The sequence below is a fragment of the Sphingomonas glaciei genome (genome assembly GCF_023380025.1).
GTDB classification, from domain to species: domain Bacteria; phylum Pseudomonadota; class Alphaproteobacteria; order Sphingomonadales; family Sphingomonadaceae; genus Sphingomicrobium; species Sphingomicrobium glaciei.
Genome location: NZ_CP097253.1, coordinates 2,787,999 through 2,809,307, shown reverse-complemented (window position 1 = coordinate 2,809,307; position 21,309 = coordinate 2,787,999). Strand labels below are relative to the sequence as shown.

The 21,309-nt window shown below is 69.7% G+C and carries 16 protein-coding genes; 10 read left to right on the top strand and 6 right to left on the bottom strand.

The genetic code is table 11. The annotated features are described in order from the left end of the window. Window positions 1–8 precede the first annotated feature (8 nt). From M1K48_RS13830 to M1K48_RS13815, 4 genes are all read right to left on the bottom strand, one after another. Window positions 9–179: a hypothetical protein gene (locus M1K48_RS13830; protein WP_249503770.1), complete on the bottom strand. Its 171-nt coding sequence runs from the start codon at window positions 177–179 to the stop codon at window positions 9–11. Then, the gene (locus M1K48_RS13825) at window positions 179–4,426 is read right to left on the bottom strand and encodes a translocation/assembly module TamB domain-containing protein (RefSeq protein ID WP_249503769.1); all 4,248 of its coding nucleotides are present in this window, start codon (window positions 4,424–4,426) and stop codon (window positions 179–181) included. Before M1K48_RS13825 ends, M1K48_RS13830 begins: the two co-directional genes overlap by 1 nt. Beyond that, window positions 4,426–6,591, bottom strand: a complete 2,166-nt coding sequence (locus M1K48_RS13820; RefSeq protein WP_249503768.1) for an autotransporter assembly complex protein TamA — start codon at window positions 6,589–6,591, stop codon at window positions 4,426–4,428. Before M1K48_RS13820 ends, M1K48_RS13825 begins: the two co-directional genes overlap by 1 nt. A gap of 125 nt (window positions 6,592–6,716) precedes the next feature. After that, window positions 6,717–8,708 carry a TonB-dependent receptor gene (locus tag M1K48_RS13815; protein WP_249503767.1) on the bottom strand — a complete coding sequence of 664 codons (1,992 nt, stop codon included), beginning with the start codon at window positions 8,706–8,708 and terminating at the stop codon, window positions 6,717–6,719. A 105-nt stretch (window positions 8,709–8,813) separates the two neighbouring features. On the opposite strand from M1K48_RS13815, the gene bchI reads away from it, so the two are divergent. Genes bchI through M1K48_RS13795 form a run of 4 tightly spaced genes read left to right on the top strand, consistent with a single transcriptional unit; the run spans window position 8,814 to window position 12,366 of the window. Continuing rightward, window positions 8,814–9,809 carry a magnesium chelatase ATPase subunit I gene (gene bchI / locus M1K48_RS13810; protein ID WP_249503766.1) on the top strand — a complete coding sequence of 332 codons (996 nt, stop codon included), beginning with the start codon at window positions 8,814–8,816 and terminating at the stop codon, window positions 9,807–9,809. Continuing rightward, window positions 9,800–11,371 carry a VWA domain-containing protein gene (locus tag M1K48_RS13805; protein ID WP_249503765.1) on the top strand — a complete coding sequence of 524 codons (1,572 nt, stop codon included), beginning with the start codon at window positions 9,800–9,802 and terminating at the stop codon, window positions 11,369–11,371. Before bchI ends, M1K48_RS13805 begins: the two co-directional genes overlap by 10 nt. Window positions 11,372–11,374: 3 nt before the next feature. After that, window positions 11,375–12,232, top strand: a complete 858-nt coding sequence (gene bchO / locus M1K48_RS13800) for an alpha/beta fold hydrolase BchO (protein WP_249503764.1) — start codon at window positions 11,375–11,377, stop codon at window positions 12,230–12,232. Continuing rightward, window positions 12,229–12,366, top strand: coding sequence for a hypothetical protein (locus tag M1K48_RS13795; RefSeq protein WP_249503763.1), 138 nt, complete (start codon window positions 12,229–12,231; stop codon window positions 12,364–12,366). The genes bchO and M1K48_RS13795 overlap by 4 nt, the downstream gene beginning before the upstream one ends. Here M1K48_RS13795 and M1K48_RS13790 read toward each other — a convergent pair. Continuing rightward, window positions 12,363–13,079 (bottom strand): hydroxyneurosporene dehydrogenase, encoded by a 717-nt coding sequence (locus tag M1K48_RS13790; protein ID WP_249503762.1) that lies wholly within the window; start codon window positions 13,077–13,079, stop codon window positions 12,363–12,365. The genes M1K48_RS13795 and M1K48_RS13790 overlap by 4 nt on opposite strands. Before the next feature lie 122 nt (window positions 13,080–13,201). After that, entirely contained in the window at window positions 13,202–14,755 is a 1,554-nt protein-coding gene (crtD, locus tag M1K48_RS13785) for a 1-hydroxycarotenoid 3,4-desaturase CrtD (RefSeq protein WP_249503761.1), read from the bottom strand. A gap of 64 nt (window positions 14,756–14,819) precedes the next feature. On the opposite strand from crtD, the gene M1K48_RS13780 reads away from it, so the two are divergent. From M1K48_RS13780 to pufB, 6 genes are all read left to right on the top strand, one after another. Next, window positions 14,820–15,923, top strand: a complete 1,104-nt coding sequence (locus M1K48_RS13780; protein ID WP_249503760.1) for a methyltransferase — start codon at window positions 14,820–14,822, stop codon at window positions 15,921–15,923. A gap of 109 nt (window positions 15,924–16,032) precedes the next feature. Then, on the top strand, window positions 16,033–16,968 hold the full coding sequence (gene bchC / locus M1K48_RS13775; RefSeq protein ID WP_249503759.1) for a chlorophyll synthesis pathway protein BchC: 936 nt from the start codon (window positions 16,033–16,035) through the stop codon (window positions 16,966–16,968). Next, complete coding sequence (locus M1K48_RS13770) at window positions 16,968–17,951, top strand: chlorophyllide a reductase iron protein subunit X (RefSeq protein WP_406696852.1); 984 nt, start codon at window positions 16,968–16,970, stop codon at window positions 17,949–17,951. Before bchC ends, M1K48_RS13770 begins: the two co-directional genes overlap by 1 nt. A 12-nt stretch (window positions 17,952–17,963) precedes the next feature. After that, window positions 17,964–19,487 (top strand): chlorophyllide a reductase subunit Y, encoded by a 1,524-nt coding sequence (bchY, locus tag M1K48_RS13765; protein ID WP_249503757.1) that lies wholly within the window; start codon window positions 17,964–17,966, stop codon window positions 19,485–19,487. Next, on the top strand, window positions 19,484–20,926 hold the full coding sequence (gene bchZ / locus M1K48_RS13760) for a chlorophyllide a reductase subunit Z (protein ID WP_249503756.1): 1,443 nt from the start codon (window positions 19,484–19,486) through the stop codon (window positions 20,924–20,926). The genes bchY and bchZ overlap by 4 nt, the downstream gene beginning before the upstream one ends. A gap of 127 nt (window positions 20,927–21,053) precedes the next feature. Further along, window positions 21,054–21,299, top strand: a complete 246-nt coding sequence (pufB, locus tag M1K48_RS13755; RefSeq protein ID WP_168068236.1) for a light-harvesting antenna LH1, beta subunit — start codon at window positions 21,054–21,056, stop codon at window positions 21,297–21,299. Window positions 21,300–21,309: the final 10 nt, after the last annotated feature.

Sequence of the window (21,309 nt, the reverse complement as noted above, 5' to 3'; positions counted from 1 at the left end):
ACGCACGCCTAGCCCGATTGATTCTCGTCCGCCGGCAGTTCGTTGGCGATGTTATCGTCGATCGCCCGCGCGCGGTCTTCGAGCTGGCTGCTGGTATCGTTGTAGCGCTCGTCGAAGCTGCGCCGGTCGCCGCACGCGGTCAGCGCGAGCAGGCCTAGCAAGGCGGCCGCCACCCGCATCAGTAAGTCTTCCGATAGCGCACGTTGACGTTGGTGCTGTTCGATCCGCCCGCTTGGCTGAGGATCGACAGGCTCCGGCTCAGCGTCACCTCGAGCTGGGTCGCGGTGAAGCCTCGTGCGTCGGTCACGACCTCGAGATAGATGTCGTCGCCGATATATTTGCCTGCCGCGAGCGCCGTTCCGCGTCCCTGCGTGTCGTCGGGGCCGAGGATGCGGAGGCGGTCGATCCCCGCCACCTGCCGCAGCTTGCCGAGCGGATTGAGCCCGCCCCCGCCCGATCCGCGCAGGGTGTTAAGCGAGGCCGCCAGCTGAACCGCCTGGATCGCCGACAATTGCCCGACCGAATTGCCGAATAGGATGCGCGACACGATCTCGTCCTGCGGCAGGCCGGGTGAGCTGGTGAAGGTGATCCGCGGATCGAGCGCGTTGCCGGCGACGTTTACCGTCACGTCCACGTCCTCGATCGATTCGGTCGCCTGCATTGCCACCGTCGCGTCGGACGCCCCGCCGCCGTTGAAGCGCACCCGGCCCTCCTGCAGCTCGAACGAGCGGCCGGCGAAGCCCAGCGTTCCGCGCACCAGGTCGATGGTGCCGGTGATCCGCGGCGCCTGGCTGGTCCCGGCGACCCGCATGTCGGCGCGCCATTCGGATTCCAGACCCATGCCCGACACGAACAGCTGCCCCGGAGCGACGATGTTGAGGTCGAGGCGCACGTCGCCGAAGCTGGCGGCAGCTGACTGCGGCGGGGCATCGCCGGTAACCCTCGGCCGGCCCCTTGGCGGCTTGAAGCGGACGCCGGTCAGCTCGGGCACCTGGGCCGAGCCCTGGCGCACGATCTGGTAGCGGGTGGCCGGCAGTCGCACCGTGCCGCTCAGCACCGGCGACTGGTTAGCGGCCTTGATCAGCCGCACATTGCCGGTGGCGGTGACCCGCAACGCGTCGCTGTCCGCCAGCCGCGCATTGTCGAGCGCCAGGTCGAAATTGGCCGGATAACCGCTCGCCGCTGCCAGGCTGACATAACCGTTGCCGGTCACCGTCCCGCTACCCGCGCGCCCGGTCAGCTGATCGATCTGCAAGCGCTCGCCCGTGAAGCGGCCCTGCAGCGCCATGTCGGTGATCCGCGTGCCGTAGGTGGCGTTGGCATAGGTCAGGTTCCGGCCACGGACCACGCCCTGCAGGCTCGGCCGCTCGACCCGCCCGCCGAAGTCGGCTGCGACGCCGAGCGGTCCGGCAAGGCTCTGGTCGGCCAGACCGGCCAGCGAGAACAAGGCATCGGCAGGACCGGCATAGCGGATGCCACCACGCAGGGGTGCGCCGGCGATGCGGCTGGTCCAGCTGCCCGACGACAAGGGCTGGATCGCCGCCTGCACCCGGCCGACCACCGTTCCGCGGGTCCGCATCACGGCGTTGAGCGTGCCCGCCCCCGGCGCCAGCCGCGCGACCAGATTGACGTCGAGCGGACGGCTGACCGACGCCGCGGTGGTTCGGGTGAAATTGCGGATTGCCAAGCTCGCGTCCAGCCGCGGGAAGGCGCTGCCGGCCTGGACGAAGTCGATGCTTCCGGTTGCCTGTCCGCCGACTCCGAGACCGGGCGAGAAGATGTTGAGCAGGCTCATGTCGATCGAATCGATCCGGCTCCGCAGCGCCAGCTCACGGCCATAGCTTCCGGCTAGCCGCATGCTGCCGCGATCGAAGGTCAGGCGGGTCGGGAGCAGCTCATAGGTCCCGCCGCGCGGCACGATGCGGGCCGGGCTTTCGGTGCGCACGTCGATCCCGTTTATCCGCCCCTTCAAAGAGGCGCGCCACAGCCGCGGGGTCAGTTCGCTGTTGAAGGCCATCCGGAACGGCACGCCCGACGTGCCTTCGGCCACGCCGCGGGCGAACCCCTGCCCGCCGCGATAATTGATGATCGTCCGTAGCGCCGCGATATTGGTCGACCCGAACCGGGCGTCGGCCAGCTGGGCGTCGGCGACGATCTCGGGCTGGTCGTAGAGGATGATGCGAGCATCGACGATGGCGGCGCCGACCGCGATGCCGGCCGGCTCCGGCAGGATGGCGTTGCGGGCGCGCAGATTGACGATCGCCTGCTGGAAGCGACCGGCCGCGGCCAGCCGCACCACGCCGCCAAGCCCGTCCCCGCGCGCATTCAACTGCCCGGCGAAAGGCCCGGCCGGCGTTTGCCGTACCCGCCCTTGCACGGTGATCCCGGCCAGCGTCGCGCGGCGGATATCGACCGTCAGCGGCCCCGCCGCGGTCTGCACCGACACGTCGGCGGTGAAGTCGCCATAGTTGCTGCGCCCGCGCGCCAGGATCGCATAGGCATTGCCGGTGCTGCGGATCTCGGCGGTCAGGCCGGCAATGCCGATCCCGAAGCCCGGCCGTGCCGCAGTGACGATTGCGCGCGGGCTGGCAACCGTGCCGGCGACCTGCACCCCAACCGGCCCATATTGCCGCGACACGCCCTGCGCACGAAGGTCGATTCGGCCGTCGGGCGAGTAACTGCCCCTGCCATCGGTGACCCGCAGCAAAGGCGCGCTCAGCCGCAACCGCGAGAAGCGGATGATCCCGTCGGTGCCGTAAGCGACATCGCTCGACGCGACGAGATTACCGCCAAGGAAGCTGCGTACGCCATCGTTGAACAGCCGAGTCGATTGCGCCCGGATCCGCCCGACCAGCGCGAAGCCGCCGCCCGCTACCCTCTTCACATCGGCATCGGTGTCGATGTTGAAGATGCCGACGCTGTCGACGCGGTAATCGTTGATCCGCCCGTCGATCGCCCCGGTGTAGAGCCCGGTGCCGATGTCGGCGAGGACGATCGCCCGGGCGTCGATCCGGTTCGATCGAATGCGGATGTCGTCGGACACGATACGCGGCCAGTCGACCGCTAGATCGCCGTCGAGACGAACGTTGGTGATCGGGCCCCCTGCGGCAACGTCGAGCCCGGTGATCGCGCGAGCGGTGGCGGCGATCGGAACAATCATCTGGTCCTTATCGAACCGTGCTTTGCCGCTCGCGTCGAGCCCCTGCAGCCCCATGTCGTTGAACGCGAGGCTCGCCGCCGTCACCCGGTAGTCGACCGTCGGCTTGCGGAGCGCCCCGTTCAGGGTCAGCGCCGCGCGCAGGTCGCGCCCGGCGAAATTGGGTGCCAGCACTTGCGGCTTCAGCAGCCCGAAATCGAGCTTCATGCCCTCGAACCGGTCGCGGCCGAGGTCGGCCACGCCATTGGCGACCAGCGTGAACGCATCGCTCGAGACGCGGCCATTGAGGTCGGCGCGGCGATTGGCCCAGGTCGATTGCACCGCGACGTTGGTGATCGGCCCCAGTAGCGCCGCGGTCGGCCCCTCGACCAGTCGCGCGACCCGGGTTGGCCCGCGCACCCCGAAGGTGCCGTTGCGCGCAGTCAGCATCAGCCGAGCGAATGGCTGATTGTCGAGGTCGGCAAGCAGCCGGCCATCCCATTGCTTCCAGTCGCCGCGGCCCTGGATCCGCGCGCGGACCGGCGCCGTCAGCCCGGCCATCTTGGCCAGCACCCCGCCCGCCGGGGCACTGACGAAGGCGTCGAGCGTCAGCTTGTTGTCGTCGGGCACGGCATCGAGATTGAGCGCCAGGCGGTCGCCGCCTGCGCGGCCCTCGCCGCCGATCACCGCCGCCTGCAGCGCAACCTGCGCCCGGCGATTGGCAATGCGCGCGCGGCCGTCGATCGACCCGACCCGTTGCTCGCCGGTCACCGATGGGCCGATCACCAGCCGGTCGACCTTCAGCCGCCCGATGTCGATGTCGAGGTCGGGCAGCAGTGGCCCGTCGCTCGGCGGAGTCGCCTTGAACTGCGGCAACCGCGCCAATGTCGCGGTCGGCGCGACCAGGCTGCGGATGTCGACATGATTGTTGAGATAATCGAACGGCCGCCAGTCGAGCATGACCAGCGGCGCGGAGAAGAACACCCCGCGCGGGTCGCTCAGTGTGAAGCCGCGAATGGTCATTGCCCCGGTCAGCGACCCGTCGATCCGCCCGACCCCGACCTTCATCCCGTTGGCGAATTCGAGCGCTTCGATCCGGTCGGCGGCGAAGCGGCGGCCGGGGTCGGTGTTGATGAAGGTGAACAGCGCCAGCACCAGCAGCGCCAGCCCGACCACCAGCCCCAGCAGCACCTTGGCGATCGTCAGCGGCCAGTTGCGGTGCCGGCGGACCACGATGGTCTCGTGGCTGCCCTCGGGCAGGCCGTCGGCGGTGGCGGCGGTCTCGCTCATCAGAAGGCTTGGCCGATCGAGATGTAGACGTTGAACCGGCTCTCGCCCTCGCGGCGGCCGAGCGGCGTCGCGACGTCGACCCGCAGCGGCCCGAAGCTGGTGTAATAGCGCGCGCCGATCCCCACTCCGGTCCTCAGATCCCTGAAGCTCGGCACCCTTTCCTCATAGACCTGGCCCATGTCGACGAACCCGACCACGCCGAAGTCGCCGAAGCGATAACGCACCTCGCCCGCCGCCTCGACCAGGCTCAGCCCGCCAAGCGGCCGACCTTCCGGATCCTTGGGCCCAAGCTGCTGATAGGCGAACCCGCGCACCGAACCGCCGCCGCCGCCATAGAACCGGCGCGACGGCGCCAGCTCGAAGCGATCAATCCCCAGCGTGGTCCCGGCCCGGGCGCGGGCCGCGACGACGATGCTGTCGCCGATCGAATAATAAGCGCTGCCGTCCAGCTGGCTCCGCACATACGGGCGGAAGCCATCGCTCAGCGCGCCTTCGGGCTGGACCAGGATCTGCGCCCGGAACCCTTTGGTCGGGTCGAGCAGGCTGTCGGTCTTGTCGAACCCGACCTGTCCGGTCAGCGCCCCGATCAGGAACTTGCGATCGTCCCGGCGACCGAGCGCGAAATTATAATCCTTTTCGATCGTGCCGAGGATTTCGGCGCCGATCCCCCAGGTGAAGGTCTTCCGCCAGATCGGCGTGCTGTCGTAGCTCAGCCGCCCGAAGATCCGCCCGGTCAGCGCCTCGAACGCGTCATAGTCGCTGCGCAGCGCCTCGATCCCGGCCTGCAGCGTACGGTCGCGTTTGCCGGCGTTGGAGCGGCGGAAGATCGCGCTGGCGCCCAGCTCCTGCGTGCCCGCGACCGCGGAGGCGACCAGCGCGCCTTCGGGCGGGAACAGGTTGCGGTGGGTCCAACTGCCCTCGACCCGGAACCCCTGGCCGGTGCCATATCCGGCACTCGCCGCCAGGGTCCGCGGCGGGCCGGCGTCCTGGGTCACCAGCATGGTCACCGTTTCGGTCCCGTCGGGATTGACCTGCCCGCTGCGCTCGGGCTCGACCGCCACCGTGGTGAACAGCCCGGTCGCGACCAGCGCCTGGCGCAGGTCGTCGACGTCGCGGCTGTCGTACAATTCGCCCGCCTTAAACCGCGACAGCGTCTTCACGTGGCTCGCCCCGAAGGCGAGGTCGCCGGTGGTGCGGAACCCACCGAACCGCGCCCGCGGGCCAAGCGTGATCGGCAGGGTGTAGTCGCCAAGATGTGTGTCGGGATCGAGCAGCACGTCGCGCTGGCCGACCGTTGCGAACGGATAGCCCTCCTGCGGCAGGACGATGGCGATATTGGCTTCGGCACCCTGGATGCGCTGGGCGACGATCGGCTCCCCGACCTTGAGCGCAAGATTGCTGGTGATGAGGTCCGGCGGCGTCGGCGCGTCGGCCTGCACCGCGATGGTGCCGATGGCGTAGCGGGTCCCCGGAGCGACCTGCAGGACGGCGTTGACCGGCTGGCCGTCCTCGGCCGGCGAGCGGTCGATCCGGGTCTGCACCGCCGCATCGTACCAGCCCTCGGCCTGGAGGATGCGCTGGATCAGCTTGCTGTCCTCGGTCAGCCGGGCCGACAGCATCGCCTCGTTGGCCGCCTTGCCGTCGCCATCGTCGAGCGCCGACAGCGCTTCGAATTCGTCGAGCAGCGCGGCCTCGGTCGCGGCATCGGCTTCGGCCAGCCCCTCGATCCGGGTCGCGTAGCGTAGCTCGGCCACCGCTTCCGCCGGCTCGGGCTGGGCAAGTTCGACTTCACGCACGTCGAATTGATTGAGCGGCGGCAGCGGCTGGGTCAGCTCGGGATCGGCGGTCGGCGCGACGCCGATGCCGGCCGCTTCCTGCGCCCTCAGCCGCGCTTCGAACTCGGCTACGGTCTCGAGCGGGGTGGCAAGCGCGGGATCGTCGGCACCGATCGGGGGCACCTCGCGGGTCAATTCTTCCTGGCAGATGATCGGGTCGACCTGGGGCAGGTCACTTCCTCCAGGCGGCGGCGGTGCGACGGTCGGCCCCTCGGGCGGGCAGACCGGACGCTGGGGCTCGGGCGCGGCGACCTGCGCGCCGGCCGGAGAAGCAGCGAAGATCAGAGTGGCGCACCCGGCCAGCAAGGTCCTGCGGAAGGAAATCGGCACCGAAAGTCGCAAATTCAAACTCTTCTCAACAGCCCCCTTGCCCGCCAATGCCCGAGCCGCCCGATTGTGTCACTCCCGGCGGGTCGCGGAACCGAATGGCGGCAGGTGTCGCCCAGCGGCAACAATCAGCGGCTCAGGCGAAGCCCCAGCCACAGGCTGCGCGGGGTCGCCCGCTCAGTAATCCCGTCCCCCGTCCGCCCTGCGATGACCCGCGCATCGAACAGATTCTCGGCCCGCGCGGTCAGCGCGATCCGCCGCGACAAAGGCCACGACGCGGCCGCGTCGATGGTGGTAGCAGCCGGCAACGACAGGCGGTTTAGGTCGTCTTCATAAGCCCGCCCTGAATGGCGCAGCTGAAGAGCCGCCGACCGCCCCTCGCGTTCCCAGCCGACGCTAGCACCCGCCCCGAACGACGACGTTTGCGCCGGACGAAGGCCGTCGAGCGGCGCGGCCGCTCCCATCGCCCTCACCCGCGCATCCGCCAGCGACAGCGAGCCGCCGAGCGTCCATTCGCCTAGGCGCCACGACCCTGACGCCTCCAGCCCAGCCACATCGATTCGGTCGAGGTTGCGGCGCTGGCGATAGCTCCCGCCCACCGCGACGAAGCCGACGCCCGGAAAGCTGCCCGGACCGGTCCCCAAGGTGACGTTGGCGATCGGGTCAAGCAGGCGATTGGCAAAGGCGGTGAGGGATAGCGATGCCCCGCCTCCTCGCCAGTCGGCCCCGACCTCCGCGCCGCGCAGCCGCTCGGGCGCCAGCGCCGGGTTGGCGGCGACCGCGTCGGTCCCGGCGCGGAACGGGCGAAACAGCTCGTTGAGCGTCGGCAGCCGCCAGCCGAGGTAAGCCGCCGAACGCAGCGCAACCCGGTTCGACAGCGCTGCCCCTGCCGCAATCCGCCCGGTCGGCCGCCAGCCCGAGCGGTCGGGAAAGCGCTCGCTCGTCAGCGCTCCTGTCGAAATCAATCGATCGCGCAGCGCGCCCTTGGTGATCGTCCAGCGATCCACCCGCGCGGTGCCGCTCAGCGTGAAGCGCCCTTCCTCCCGCGTCAGCTCGGCGAACAGCCCGGCATGCGCGCTCTGCCCGCCCGAACTCCGGTCACGGGTCGGCTGCCCGGCAACGTAAGCTCCGAATTCGTCCGACCGTCCCTTCATCCTCCGCCCGTCGGTCCCAATGCGCAGTTCGGTCCGCGCACCCACCGGCGGCCGGACTTCCGCGCTCCAGCCGATCGCGCGGCCGGGCACGTCGTATTGCAGGGCAGTGCGAGTGGTGGTGGTGCGCGCCCGGTCGGTGCTCGCGAAGCTGCTCTCGAACTCGCGGCGCTGGCCATAGACCAGCGCCGACCAGCCCCAGCTACCCCGCCCGACTAGCCGCAACGAAGCGTCCAGGCCCCGCGTGCGGTTGTCGGTAAACGCCAGGCCGCGCTCGCGCCGGTCGTCGAAGCCGCCCACCGCCGCCTCAAGCGCAACGCCGGCCGCGATGTCGCCCGCCCAGCGCATCCGTCCGCCGCCAAAGGCATAAGGCGACGCCCGATCGGCCAGCCCGCGCACACTCGCCTCGACCGGGACGAAACCGTCGCCCAGCCCGCCATAGCCCGACAGCATCAGGCTTCCCGAACCCAGCGCCATCCCGGCCCGCGCACTGCCGTACAACGCCGAGCGACTGCCGAGCTCGACACGTCCCGCGATTTCCGCGCCGACCACGCTCGTCATGTGGATGGTTCCGGCGAGCGCGCCTGGTCCATCGGCAACACTCCCGCCCCCGCGAACGATGCGGACCTCGGCCAGCGCCGCAGGGTCGTACGCCGGCCAGTTGATCCACCCGCCGAACGGGTCCGACTGCGGCACGCCGTCGAGCACCAGCAGCGCCCTGCTCGCGGCATTCCCGCCCAGCGCGCGAAGGGTCACGCCCTGGCTGGTCGGCTGCCCGCTGCGTGCATCCGACCGGCGGAACAGGATCACTCCCGCCGCCTCGCGGAGAACCTGCTCCACACCTAGGCCGCCGGCATCCTCCAGCCGGTCGCGATCGATCCGGCTGACCCCCAGCAGGCGTTCCGCCACCGGATCGGGCAAGGCCCGCGCGGTGATTACGATTTCGGCTGGGAGAGCAACTATCAGCATCGCTGCGCCGTAGCGGAGGAAATGCCGGAAGCAACTCGACGATGGCTGGACCGCAAGCTGGATTGACGATAGCCTCCGTCCAAGCACGTTGACACTTGGAGCCTCATGGCCGCCTTCCCCTTCTCTGCGATCGTCGGCCAGAACGAGATGAAGCGCGCGCTTCTGATCGCCGCGGTGGAGCCGCGGATCGGCGGGGTGATGGTGTTTGGGGATCGCGGTACCGGCAAGTCGACCGCCGCCCGCGCGCTGGCCGCGCTGCTCCCCCCGATGAAGGTGGTCGCGGGCTGCCGCTTCAATTGCGATCCCGCAGGCATCAAATGCAGTCATGGCGGCAACGGCAAGATCGACGAGGTGTCGGTTCCGTTCGTCGACCTACCCCTCGGCGCGACCGAAGACCGGGTGACCGGCTCGCTCGACATCGAACGCGCGTTGGTCGCGGGGGAAAAAGCGTTCGAGCCGGGCCTGCTCGCCCGCGCCAATCGCGGCTTCCTTTACATCGACGAGATCAACCTGCTCGAGGATCACCTCGTCGACCTGCTGCTCGATGCCGCCGCCAGCGGCGAGAATGTGGTCGAGCGCGAAAGCCTCAGTGTCCGCCACGACGCGCGCTTCGTGCTGATCGGCAGCGGCAATCCCGAAGAAGGCGAACTGCGCCCGCAATTGCTCGACCGTTTCGGCCTGTCGGTCGAGGTGCGCACTCCGCAGGACGTCCAGCAGCGGATCGAAATCATGCGTCGCTGCGACGCCGCCGAGCGCGATGCCAAGGCCTTCAGCGCCAAGTGGAAACGCAAGGACCGGCAGGTCCTGCACCAGATCGCCGCGGGCCGCACCCTGCTCGCCCAGTTGAGCGTGCCCGAAGCCACCCTCGCCGATGCGGCAATGCTGTGCATGGCTGTCGGCGCCGACGGCCTGCGGGGCGAGCTGACCCTGATCCGTGCCGCCCGTGCCCTCGCCGCGCTGGAGGGCGAGACAGCGGTCGGACGAAGCCACCTGCGCGCCGTCGCTCCCATGGCGCTGCGCCATCGCCTGCGCCGCGGGGTGCTGGACGAAACCGGCCCGACCGTGCGGATCGAGCGCGCGATGGCCGAGCTGTGGGACTAGGCGGCGACGCCCGCATCGCCGCCCGGCTGGTCGCGGCGCACCCACAGCTGTTCGGCGGCCTGTGGATCAAGGATGAGGGCGGGGCGGAACACTCACTGGCCGCGCTGACCGCGCCGACGCCGCTCCGCAAGCTTCCAGCGACAGTCGATCCCGAGCGCCTCGACGGCGGCCTCGATGTCGCCGCCACCCTTGCCGCCTCCCGCCCGGTGCGGCGCGCGGGCCTGCTCGAGGAAGCGCGCGGTGGCCTGCTGCTGGTCCCCGGCGCCGAGCGATTGAGCGGCGCCATCGCCGGCCGGATCGCCGCGGCGATGGACGACGGGGGTCCGGACCTGCTGCTGCTCGACCGGGGTGAACCCGACGAAGCAGCAATCGCGCCGTGCCTGCTGGAACGAGTCGCCTTCCACCTGCTCGGCGGTAGTGAACACGACGACTCACCTCCCGGCACCGCCCTGTCCGAAGACGAGGCCCGCACCGCCGTTGCCGAAGCCGCCGCCATGCTCGGCGTCGCCGGGGCTCGCGCCGACCTGTTCGCGCTCCACGCTGTCCGCGCCCATGCGGCACTGCGAGGAAGCGCAATCGACTCAGCCGCCCTCGCCTTCGCCCTGCGCACCGTGCTGGCACCCCGCGCCACTCGCCTTCCGGCGGCCGAGCCCCAACCCGAGCAGGCGCCCGACCAGCCGCCGCCACCTTCTGACGGCCAGCGCAAGCTCGAGGATGTCGTGCTCGACGCCGTCCGCACCGCACTGCCGAGCCAGTTGCTCGCCTCGCTGCTGGCGGCGGGAGACACGGGCAAGAAACAGACCGGCGCAGGCAAGGCCGGGCGCCGCCTGTCGCCCTTGCATGGGCGGTTGATCGGCGCCCGCGCCGGCAAGCCCGGCAATGGCGCGCGGCTGGCGATCCTAGACACGCTGCGTGCAGCCGCTCCGTGGCAACGGCTGCGCGGACGCGTCGACCGGATCAAGATCGCCAGGGACGACCTGCGCATTCGCCGCCACGAGGCCAAGTCCACCGCGCTGACGGTGTTCGCGGTCGATGCCTCGGGCTCGGCCGCGGCCCAGCGCCTGGCCGAGGCCAAGGGAGCGGTCGAAAGCCTTCTCCAGCAAAGCTATGTCCGCCGCGCCGAAGTCGCGCTGGTCGCGATCCGCGGCGACGGCGCGACCCTGCTGCTTCCTCCCACCCGCTCGCTGACCCGCGCTCGACGCCTGCTGGCCGAGCTTCCGGGCGGCGGCGGCACCCCGCTTGCCGCGGGGATCGATGCGGCGCGCGAACTCGCGCTGTCCGCGGTCGCTCGCGGACGAGTGCCGGCGCTGGTGGTGCTGACCGACGGACGGGCCAATGTCGCGCTCGACGGCCGGCAGGACCGCAGCGCCGCCCTCGCCGATGCCGCCGCCGCCGCCCGCCGCGTCGCCGGCAGCTCGCTCCGCGCCCTGGTAATCGACATCGGCCCCCGCGCCCGGCCCGAGGCCTCGGCTCTCGCGAAGGACATGACGGCCCGCTACCTCCACCTGCCGCTGGGCCAAGCCTCCGCCGTAGCAGCGGCGGTCACCGGCGCCGCGGCCTAAGCCTTGCTCGACTTCGCGACTCAAGGCCGGGACTGGCCGCTCCGCGAGCATAGCCGGTTCGTCGAGGTGGCGGGGCTGCGCTGGCATGTGCAACTGCTCGGCCAGGGCCCGCCGCTGCTACTGCTCCATGGCACCGGCGCGAGCAGCCACAGCTGGCGCGACGTCGCCCCGCTACTCGCCGACCGCTTCCAGCTCGTCATCCCCGACCTACCCGGCCACGGTTTCACCCGCGGCGCGCTCGGTAGTGGCCCGACGCTCGACGGCATGGCCGACGCGGTCGCCCAACTTCTCGCCACACTCGGGATCGAGAAGCCGCAAGTCGCTGCACACAGCGCCGGCGCGGCGATTGCCTGCCGCATGGCCATCGCCGGCACGATCGCCGGCCCGATCACCGCTTTCTGCCCGGCCCTGCTGCCGATGGGTGGAAGCGCGGCGCCCCTGTTCGGCAGCTTTGCGAAAATGCTCTTCCTCAACCCGCTGGCGATCTCGATCTTCTCCTCGGTCGCGCGTACCCCCGGTCAGGTCGAGCGCTTCCTCGAGCGGGCAACAGGTTCGCGGATCGATCCCATCGGAACGGCACTCTACCAGCGCCTCTTCGCCGATCCCGACCATCTGCGCGGGACGATCGCGATGATGGCCAACTGGCGGCTTGAGCCGCTCGAACGCGCGCTGCCGCACCTGCCCGTCCCTTTGGCCATCGTGCATGGCGCCGCCGATCGCTCCATTCGTCCCGCCGACGCCCGCCGCGCGGCGCGGCTGGCTAAGGCGGATTTCGAGCTGCTGCCGGGCCTTGGCCATCTCCTCCACGAGGAACGGCCCGAGCTGGCGGCGGCGCGGATCGTCGCGGGAGGACAGGCATGAACAATTACGGCTGGATCGAGATGGTGTTCGTCGCGGTCGTCGTGCTCGGCATCGGCGGCTGGCAACTCATATCGATCAACCGCGAAATCGCCCGCGACCGCGCCAAGAAGGCCGACGAAACGAAGGAGCCCTAGACCCGCCGCGGCATCTTGTAGGGCAGCATCCACTGCACGATCGGCGAGCGGAAGCGGTCGAGTGACAGGCTTTCGTGTACCGCCAGCACCTCGCGCCCGAACAGCCGGCTGGCCACCGCCGAGCGGGCATAGAACGGGCTGTCTTCCCACGTCCCGACCACCCGCGCATGGCCGCGATCGGCACGCGTCCGCCGCCCCATCAGCCAGCGCGTCGCGGGCAAGGGCGCGCCCATCGGCAACGACTCCTCCTGCCCATGCCCCTGGGCATCGAAGCGCAACGCCGAGGCGAAGCTAGACCCGTCGCGCCAGACGCCCTCGTACAGCACCGCCGCCTCCTCGCCGAGGTGCGCGCGCGACCATTGCCAGTCGGCGAACCCTTCCTCCAGCGCCTCGCTACCCTGATTGCCGTCGAGATAGCCGGTCCCGCTCCAGCTGATTCCCGGCCGCTCCATCTCGACCCGGATCCGCGCCCGCGGCGCGAACGCCCGCCAATAGTGGCGCCCAGCGGGGTCGAGGGCGAAGCGCTGGCCGCTCCACATCTCGGGCTCGATCACCACCTTGCCCCTGACCGGCGGATGGAACGGCACGCCGAGCCATATCGCCTGCTCCTCGATGTCGATCTCCAGCCGATCGCCCTGCCAGTGCAGCAGGCTGTCCCCCACCGCGAGATGGGCGGGCCCGCGCGACACGCTGTCGCGCCCGCGCTCGGTCATCGTCCACCGCGCACCCCTCGGCCCATAAAGCGCGACGTTGATGCAGGCATGGTCCAGCGGATCGCCCCGCCCGCTCCCCTTGTAATAAGGCGAGAAGACCGAGCCCAGGAAGGCGATGACGGTCAGCCCGAAGGCACCGCAGTCGGAGATGGCATCGACATACCACCAGGCATAGCCGCCGGCCGGAACCGCCGCGTGGAAGCCCAGTCCCTCATCACGGTCTGCGCGGCCAGGCGCCCGGACAAGGCTGCCATCGGCACGCCCGCCCCCGGGTGGGTGCTCCCGCCCGCGCAATAAAGCCCAGGGATCCGTGTCCGGGCGCTCTGCCGGAGGAAGGAGGCCGCCCACCCGTGCGAGGCCCGTCCATAAAGGGCTCCACCCGTCGCCGGGAAGCGGCGCGCGAAGTCCGCCGGGGTGGTGACCAGCGGTTCCGCCGCCGGCTCCAGCGTCAAGCCGCAACGACGCAGCCGTTCCAGCATCGCGGTTCCACATGCGGCGATCTCCTCGGGTCCATAAGGGTGGGTGTCGCCGTTAGCCGGCGCATTGACGATGATCTGCACGCGCTCGCCGCCGTCCGGTGGCTGGCCGGGGCGGTCGAGCGCGCACAGGTAGGCGGTCGGGCTGGCCGCCAGCCGGCCCCCCTTCAGCGCGGCAAATTCGGCCTGGTAATCGGGCGAGAAGAAGACGTTGTGCCGGTCGAGCGGAAAGCCGTCGCTCCGCGCCTTAATCAGCCAGGTCACCGCCGACAGCGAGCGGCGCGAGGCCGGCACCGGCCGCACCGCCCGCCGCGCGTCCTGCCCCAGCGCGCCCGAGCCCAGCGCCGCGGGATCGGCATTGGCAATCACGCTCGCCGCGCGAATCACCTCGCCGCTCGCCAGCCGCACCCCCGCCGCACGCCCGCGCTCGACCAGCACTTCGCTAACCGCCTCACCGAACCGCAGCCGCGCGCCCTGCTCGCGGGCAAGCTGCGCCAAGGCCCCGGCCAGCGCGCTCAATCCGCCCTCGATCAGCCACACGCCCTGCGCCTCGACATGTGCGATCAGCATCAGGGTGGCGGGCGCCTCGAACGGCGAGGAGCCGCAATAGGTGCTGTAGCGCGCGAACAACTGCCGCAGCCGGGGGTCGCGAAAATGGCCGCCAAGCGCGCTCCACAGGCTTTCGTAGGGCCTGATCGCCCGCAACGCGCCGAGCCGCCACAGCCCGATCCGCCACATCAACATCGGGGGATAGACCCGGCTGTTGCGCATGAAGGAGGAGTCGAGGATGCCGTGGATCCGCTTCGCCTCGGCGGCAAAGGCACGGTAGCCGCGCGCCGCGTCCGCCCCGGCGAAGTCCCCGATCGCTTGCTCGCTGCGTTTCGGATCGGCGAACAGGTCGAGCCGCTCGCCTTCGCTCCAGGCATGACGGGCCAGCGAGTCGGCACGGCGGATGGCGCAGCGCTGGTCTAGATCGGCCCCGACTTCGGCGAACAACGCCTCGAACACGTCCTTGCAGGTGAACACCGTCGGCCCGGCGTCGATCACCACCCCGCCGACCTCCTGCCGGCGCACCTTGCCGCCGGGATGAGCGTCCTTCTCGACCAGGGTGACCGATACACCGCGCGCGGCAAGAAGGACCGCGCTGGCAAGGCCGCCGATACCGGCGCCGATCACCACCACTTGCTCCGCGCCGTGCATCACCGCCTCCATTGACGGTAGCCTAACACGTGTCCATTCTCGTGGACAGCAATAAGGAACAAGCGTGCTTGACAGACAGCGCCCCCTGCCCGCCGCGCGGCCGAGGCACCCCGGCCTGGCGCTGGCCGAGTGGCGCAACCGGCTGATCGCCAGCCCCCGCTTCCAGGCGCTCGCGCAGCGCCTGCTTCCCGGCCGCTGGATTGCCCGCGCCCACGCCCGCCGCCTGTTCGATCTCACCGCGGGCTTCGTCTACAGCCAGATCACCGCCGCGCTGGTCGAAAGCGGTTTGCTCCGGGCCCTCGCGGCCGCCCCGCTCAGCGAAGACGAGGCCGCCCATGCCGCGCGGCTGACCCCGGCCGCCACCCGCACCCTGTTGCTCGCCGCGGCCTCGCTCGGGATTACCCAGCGGGTGTCGGGCCACTGGATCCTCGGCGTGCGCGGCGCGGCACTACTCGCGACTCCAGGGCTTGAGGCGATGATCCGTCACCACCGCTTGCTCTATGCCGACCTCGCCGATCCGCTGGCGATGCTGAGGCGCAGCGGCCGCGGGGCGTTGGCCCGGCTATGGGACTATGCTCCGGGGTCTCAGCCCGCCGACGCCGCCACTTATTCCGAGCTGATGGCGGCGACCCAACCGATGGTTGCCGCCCAGGCGCTCGCGGCTTACCCCTTCGCCCAGCACCACCGCCTGCTCGACATCGGCGGCGGCTCGGGCGCCTTTCTGCGTGCGGCGGCCGAGCACGCTCCAAACCTCGAGCTCGGCCTGTTCGACCGTCCGGAAGTGCTCGCCGCCACTGCTGCTTCCCCCGGCATCACCCGCCACGGCGGCGACTTCCGCAGCGATCCCCTGCCGGGCGGTTACGACCTGCACACCCTCGTACGGGTGCTCCACGATCACGACGACGAAGCCGCGCTCGCCATTCTCAAGGCGAGTCGCGCGGCGCTCGCTCCCGGGGGACGCCTGCTGATCGTCGAGCCGATGGCTGCGCTCGGCTCAGCGCCCGAAGGCCACGCCTATTTCGGCATGTATCTCGCCGCCATGCAGTCGGGCCGTCCGCGCGAGCCCGGTGAGATCACCACAATGCTGCAAGCCGCTGGATTCGCGCGCGTTCAACGCAAGGCGACCCCGCTCCCCCTCGTCGCAAGCTGCCTTGTCGCGTTCACTTGACGTCCATCTTGCTTGACAGTCTTTTGTGTCAAGCGCAGAAGACACATGGAGGAAGTTGGTTTTGTGGGATTAGCCACAAGTCCGATCGTTCCTCCGCAAGGAACGGTCGTTGGACGCACTTGCCGTCATCATCGAAGCACCAGAGCAGCTCACGCTTCGCGAGCTGACTCTGGAGCCGATGAGCGCGGGCGACGTGCTGGTCGACATCGCCTGGAGCGGCATCAGCAGCGGCACCGAAAAGCTCCTCTGGTCGGGCGCCATGCCGCCCTTTCCGGGCATGGGCTACCCATTGGTCCCCGGCTACGAGTCGGTTGGCCGGATCGTCGATTCCGGGAGCGACGCCCGCGAGCGGATCGGCGAATGGGTGTTTGTCCCCGGCGCTCGCTGTTTCCGTGACGCACACGGCCTGTTCGGCGGCACTGCCCGCCGCCTGATCGTCCCCGCCGCCCGGGCCCTTCCCGTTCCCGAGTCGCTCGGCCAGGACGGCATCCTCCTCGCTCTTGCCGCCACCGCCGCCCACCTGCTGGAAGGTGGCCCGGCGCCCGAATTGATCGTCGGCCACGGCGTCCTCGGTCGTCTGATCGCCCGGCTGGTTGTCGCGTGCGGTGCACCCGCGCCGACCGTGTGGGAATCCGATCCGCTCCGCAGCGGCGGCGTCCAGGGCTACCTCGTCACTACTGCCGAGGCGGACTCCCGCCGCGATTATCGGGTTATCGCCGATGTCACCGGCGACTCCGGCCTGCTCGACACACTTATCGGCCGCCTCGCCCCGCAGGGTGAGCTGATCCTCGGTGGCTTCTACCCGGCCCCGATCAACTTCGCCTTCGCGCCCGCCTTCATGCGCGAAGCCAGGCTTCGCATCGCCGCCGAATGGCAACCCGACGACCTCGCCGCCGTGCGCACCCTGGTCGAAACCGGTCGGCTCTCGCTCGCCGGGCTGATCAGCGACGTTCGCCCGGCCGAAGAAGCCGGCGACGCCTACCCCTACGCCTTCAACGACAGGCGCTGCCTGAAGATGGTGCTCGACTGGAGAGGATGGCCTTGATGCTCGACCACCACGAAGCACTGCGCGAAGAGGCGATGCACGAGCCGGATCCGGTCCACACCGCCGAACCGACCTCCAAGACCCAGATCATCGCCATTTACGGCAAAGGCGGCTCGGGCAAGAGCTTCGCGCTGGCCAACCTCAGCTACATGATGGCCCAGCAGGGCAAGCGCGTGCTGCTGATCGGCTGCGATCCCAAGTCCGACACGACCAGCCTGCTGTTCGGCGGCAAGTCGACCCCGACCATCATCGAAACCAGCTCGGCCAAGAAATTGGCGGGCGAGGAAGTCGGGATCGAGGACGTCTGCTTCCAGCGCGACGGCGTGTTCGCGATGGAACTCGGCGGCCCCGAAGTCGGCCGCGGCTGCGGCGGACGCGGCATCATCCATGGCTTCGAGACGCTCGAGAAATTGGGCTTCCACGAATGGGGCTTCGACTACGTCCTGCTCGATTTCCTCGGCGACGTGGTGTGCGGCGGCTTCGGCCTGCCGATCGCCCGCGACATGTGCCAGAAGGTCATCGTCGTCGCCTCGAACGACCTTCAGTCGCTCTACGTCGCCAACAACGTCTGCAAGGCGGTGGAATATTTCCGCAAGCTTGGCGGCAATGTCGGCGTCGCGGGAATGATCCTCAACAAGGATGACGGGACGGGCGAGGCCAATGCCTTTGCCGAAGCGGTCGGGATCCCGGTCCTCACCGCCATCCCCGCCAACGAGGATATCCGCAAGAAGAGCGCCAACTACCAGATCATCGGCATGCCCGGCGGTCAGTGGGGCAGCCTGTTCGAGGAGCTGGCGGAGAACGTCGCCACCGCGCCGCCGCTGCGCCCGACCCCGCTCGACCAGGACGGCCTGCTCGGTCTGTTCAGCGCCGACATCACCGGCGCCGATTATTCGCTCAAGCCGGCCACCCAGGCCGACATGCGCGGCGGTGCGGGCTTCGCGCCCAAGCCCAGCCTCGAGGTCATTTATGACACGATTTGAGGCCCGCGCCTGATGGACTATGCCGCGCCCTCCTCGCGTGAGCTCGACCGGATTGAGGTCGAGGGCGACGCTGGCGGCTGCCATGCCGGCGCCGAGCGTCTCCGCGCGGAAGCCGCGGCCGCCGGCAAGGCCGAACTGCTCGAAGGCTTCGCGCGCGATTATCCTAAGGGCCCGCACGACCAGCCGCAAAGCATGTGCCCGGCCTTCGGCTCGCTGCGCGTCGGCCTCAGGATGCGGCGCACTGCGACCATACTCTCGGGCTCGGCCTGCTGCGTCTATGGCCTCACCTTCACCTCGCATTTCTATGGCGCCAAGCGCAGCGTCGGCTACGTCCCCTTCAGCTCCGAAACCCTGGTCACCGGCAAGCTGTTCGAAGACATCCGTGACGCGGTGCACGAGCTGGCCGATCCGGCGCTCTACGACACCATCATCGTCACCAACCTGTGCGTGCCGACCGCCTCGGGCGTGCCGCTGCAGCTCTTGCCGAACGAAATAAACGGTGTCCGCGTGATCGGCATCGACGTCCCCGGCTTCGGCGTGCCCACCCATGCCGAAGCCAAGGACGTGCTCGCCGGCGCGATGCTCGCCTTCGCCCGCGCCGAAGCAGCCGCCGGCCCGGTCGCTGCACCGCGTGAGCGTTCGGACAAGCCGACGATCACTCTGCTGGGTGAGATGTTCCCGGCCGACCCCGTCGTCATCGGCCAACTGCTCGCCCCGCTCGGCCTCGCCGCCGGCCCGGTCGTCCCGACCCGCGAATGGCGTGAGCTGTACGGTGCGCTCGATTGCGCCGCGGTCGCCGCCATCCACCCCTTCTACACCGCCAGCGTTCGCGAATTCGCCGCCGCCGGCCGTAGCATCATCGGCTCGGCACCGGTCGGGGTCGACGGCACCGCCGCCTGGCTCGACGCGATCGGCGCCGCCTGCGGGATTGCTGCCGACACCGTCGCCGCTGCCAAGAACGCCATCCTTCCCGGCATCCGCGCCGCCCTCGCCGCCATGCCGATCAAGGGCCGAGTCACCGTGTCAGGCTACGAAGGCTCCGAACTGCTCGTCGCCCGCTTGCTGATCGAAAGCGGCGCCGACGTGCCGTACGTCGGCACCGCCTGCCCGCGCACGCCCTGGTCCGATCCCGACCGCGAATGGCTCGTAACACGCGGCGTCCGCATCAACTATCGCGCCAGCCTCGAACAGGACATCGCGGCGGTCGAGGAATATCGCCCCGACCTAGCGATCGGCACCACACCCGTGGTCCAATACGCCAAGAGCCGCGGCATGCCTGCGCTCTACTTCACCAACCTGATCTCCGCCCGGCCGCTGATGGGCGCGGCCGGCGCTGGAAGTCTCGCCACGGTGATCAACGCTGCCATCGCCGGCAAGGATCGCATGGCTTCGATGAAAGCTTTCTTCGAAGGCGTCGGCGAAGGCCACACCGCCGGCATCCACCTCGACGTCCCTGCCGAACGCTCCGACTTCAAGGCCCGCTACGCCGCCCGCCGCATCGCCGCCGCCAAGGCGGCCGAGGCGATCGGCTCATGACCCTGATCCTCGATCACGACCGCGCCGGCGGGTACTGGGGCGCGGTCTACGCCTTCACCGCGGTCAAAGGCCTGCAGGTGGTGATCGACGGCCCCGTCGGCTGCGAGAATCTGCCGGTCACGAGCGTCCTCCACTACACCGACGCGCTGCCGCCCCACGAACTGCCGATTGTGGTCACCGGCCTTTCCGAACAGGAACTCGGCCGCGACGGCACCGAGGGCGCGATGAAGCGGGCCTGGGCGACCCTCGATCCTGACCTGCCAAGCGTGGTCGTCACCGGCTCGATCGCCGAGATGATCGGCGGCGGCGTGACGCCCGAGGGTACCACCATCCAGCGTTTCCTTCCCCGCACCATCGACGAGGACCAGTGGCAATCCGCCGACCGCGCGCTTCTCTGGCTGTGGACCCAGTTCGGCCCCAAGAAAGTGCCTGGCCCTAGGAAGTTGAAGGAGGGCGAGCGGCCCAAGGTCAACATCATCGGCCCGCAATACGGCGCCTTCAACATGCCCTCGGATCTCGCCGAGATCCGCCGCCTAGTCGAAGGCATCGGCGCCGAGGTCAACATGACCTTCCCGCTCGGCACCCACCTCGCCGACATCCGCAAGCTCGCCGATGCCAGCGTCAACGTCTGTATGTACCGCGAATGGGGCCGCAAGCTGTGCGAGGAGCTCGACCGCCCCTACCTCCAGGCGCCGATCGGCATCACCTCGACCACCCTGTTCCTGCGCCAGCTGGGCGAGCTCACCGGGCTCGATCCCGAGCCGTTCATCGAGCGCGAAAAGCACACCACCATCAAGCCTTTGTGGGACCTGTGGCGCTCGGTCACCCAGGACTTCTTCGGCACCGCCAGCTTCGGGATCCACGCCACCGACACCTATGCCCGCGGCGTCCGCGCCTTTCTCGAGGGCGATATGGGCCTGCCCTGCAGCTTCGCCTTTGCCCGCCGTGCCGGGGTCAAGCCCGACAACCAGACGGTCATCGCCGCCTGCGCCAACCAGCCCCCGCTAATCGTCTTCGGCAGCTTCAACGAGCGCATGTACCTGGCCGAAAGCGGAGCGCGGGCGACCTTCATCCCGGCCAGCTTCCCGCTGCCGATCATCCGCCGCCACACCGGCACGCCCTTCATGGGCTATGCCGGCGCCACCTACCTGCTGCAGGAAGTGTGCAACGCGCTGTTCGACGCGCTTTTCCACATCCTCCCGGGCGCCGCGCAGATGGACAAGGTCGAGGCGACCCCCACGCGCGGCCTGGCCGAGCTTGCCTGGGACGAACCCGCCCGCGCCAAGCTGCAGGCGATCGTCGATGCCCAGCCGGTGCTGGTCCGCATCTCCGCCGCCAAGAAATTGCGCGACGCCGCCGAACGCGCGGCACGATCCGCGGGCGAGCGCACGGTCACCGCCGACCGCCTCGCCGATACCCTGATGGAGCTGCCGGCATGATCCGCTCCCCCGCCTTCGCCTGGTCCCCCAGGCCCACCCCCTTCGTGGACGGCAACGCCCACGGAGAAAGCCGCCCGCTGGCGTTCGCGCCTCCTTCTTCGGAAACGGGCATAATGGAGAGCGACGCATGAGCGACACAAGAGAGCGCGATGATCGCTTCGGTCCGGGTACCTACCTGACCCCGGAGGAAGCGAAAGAATTCCACAAGATCTTCGTCACCAGCTTCTTGCTGTTCACGGCGATCGCCATTGTTGCCCACTTCCTTGCCTGGATGTGGCGGCCGTGGCTTCCCGGCGAGGCTGGCTACGGTGCCTCCGCGATGATCGACACCGGCCAGCAGATGGCCAGCGTCGTCCTGACGATCTTCAGCTAAGGAGCCCTGG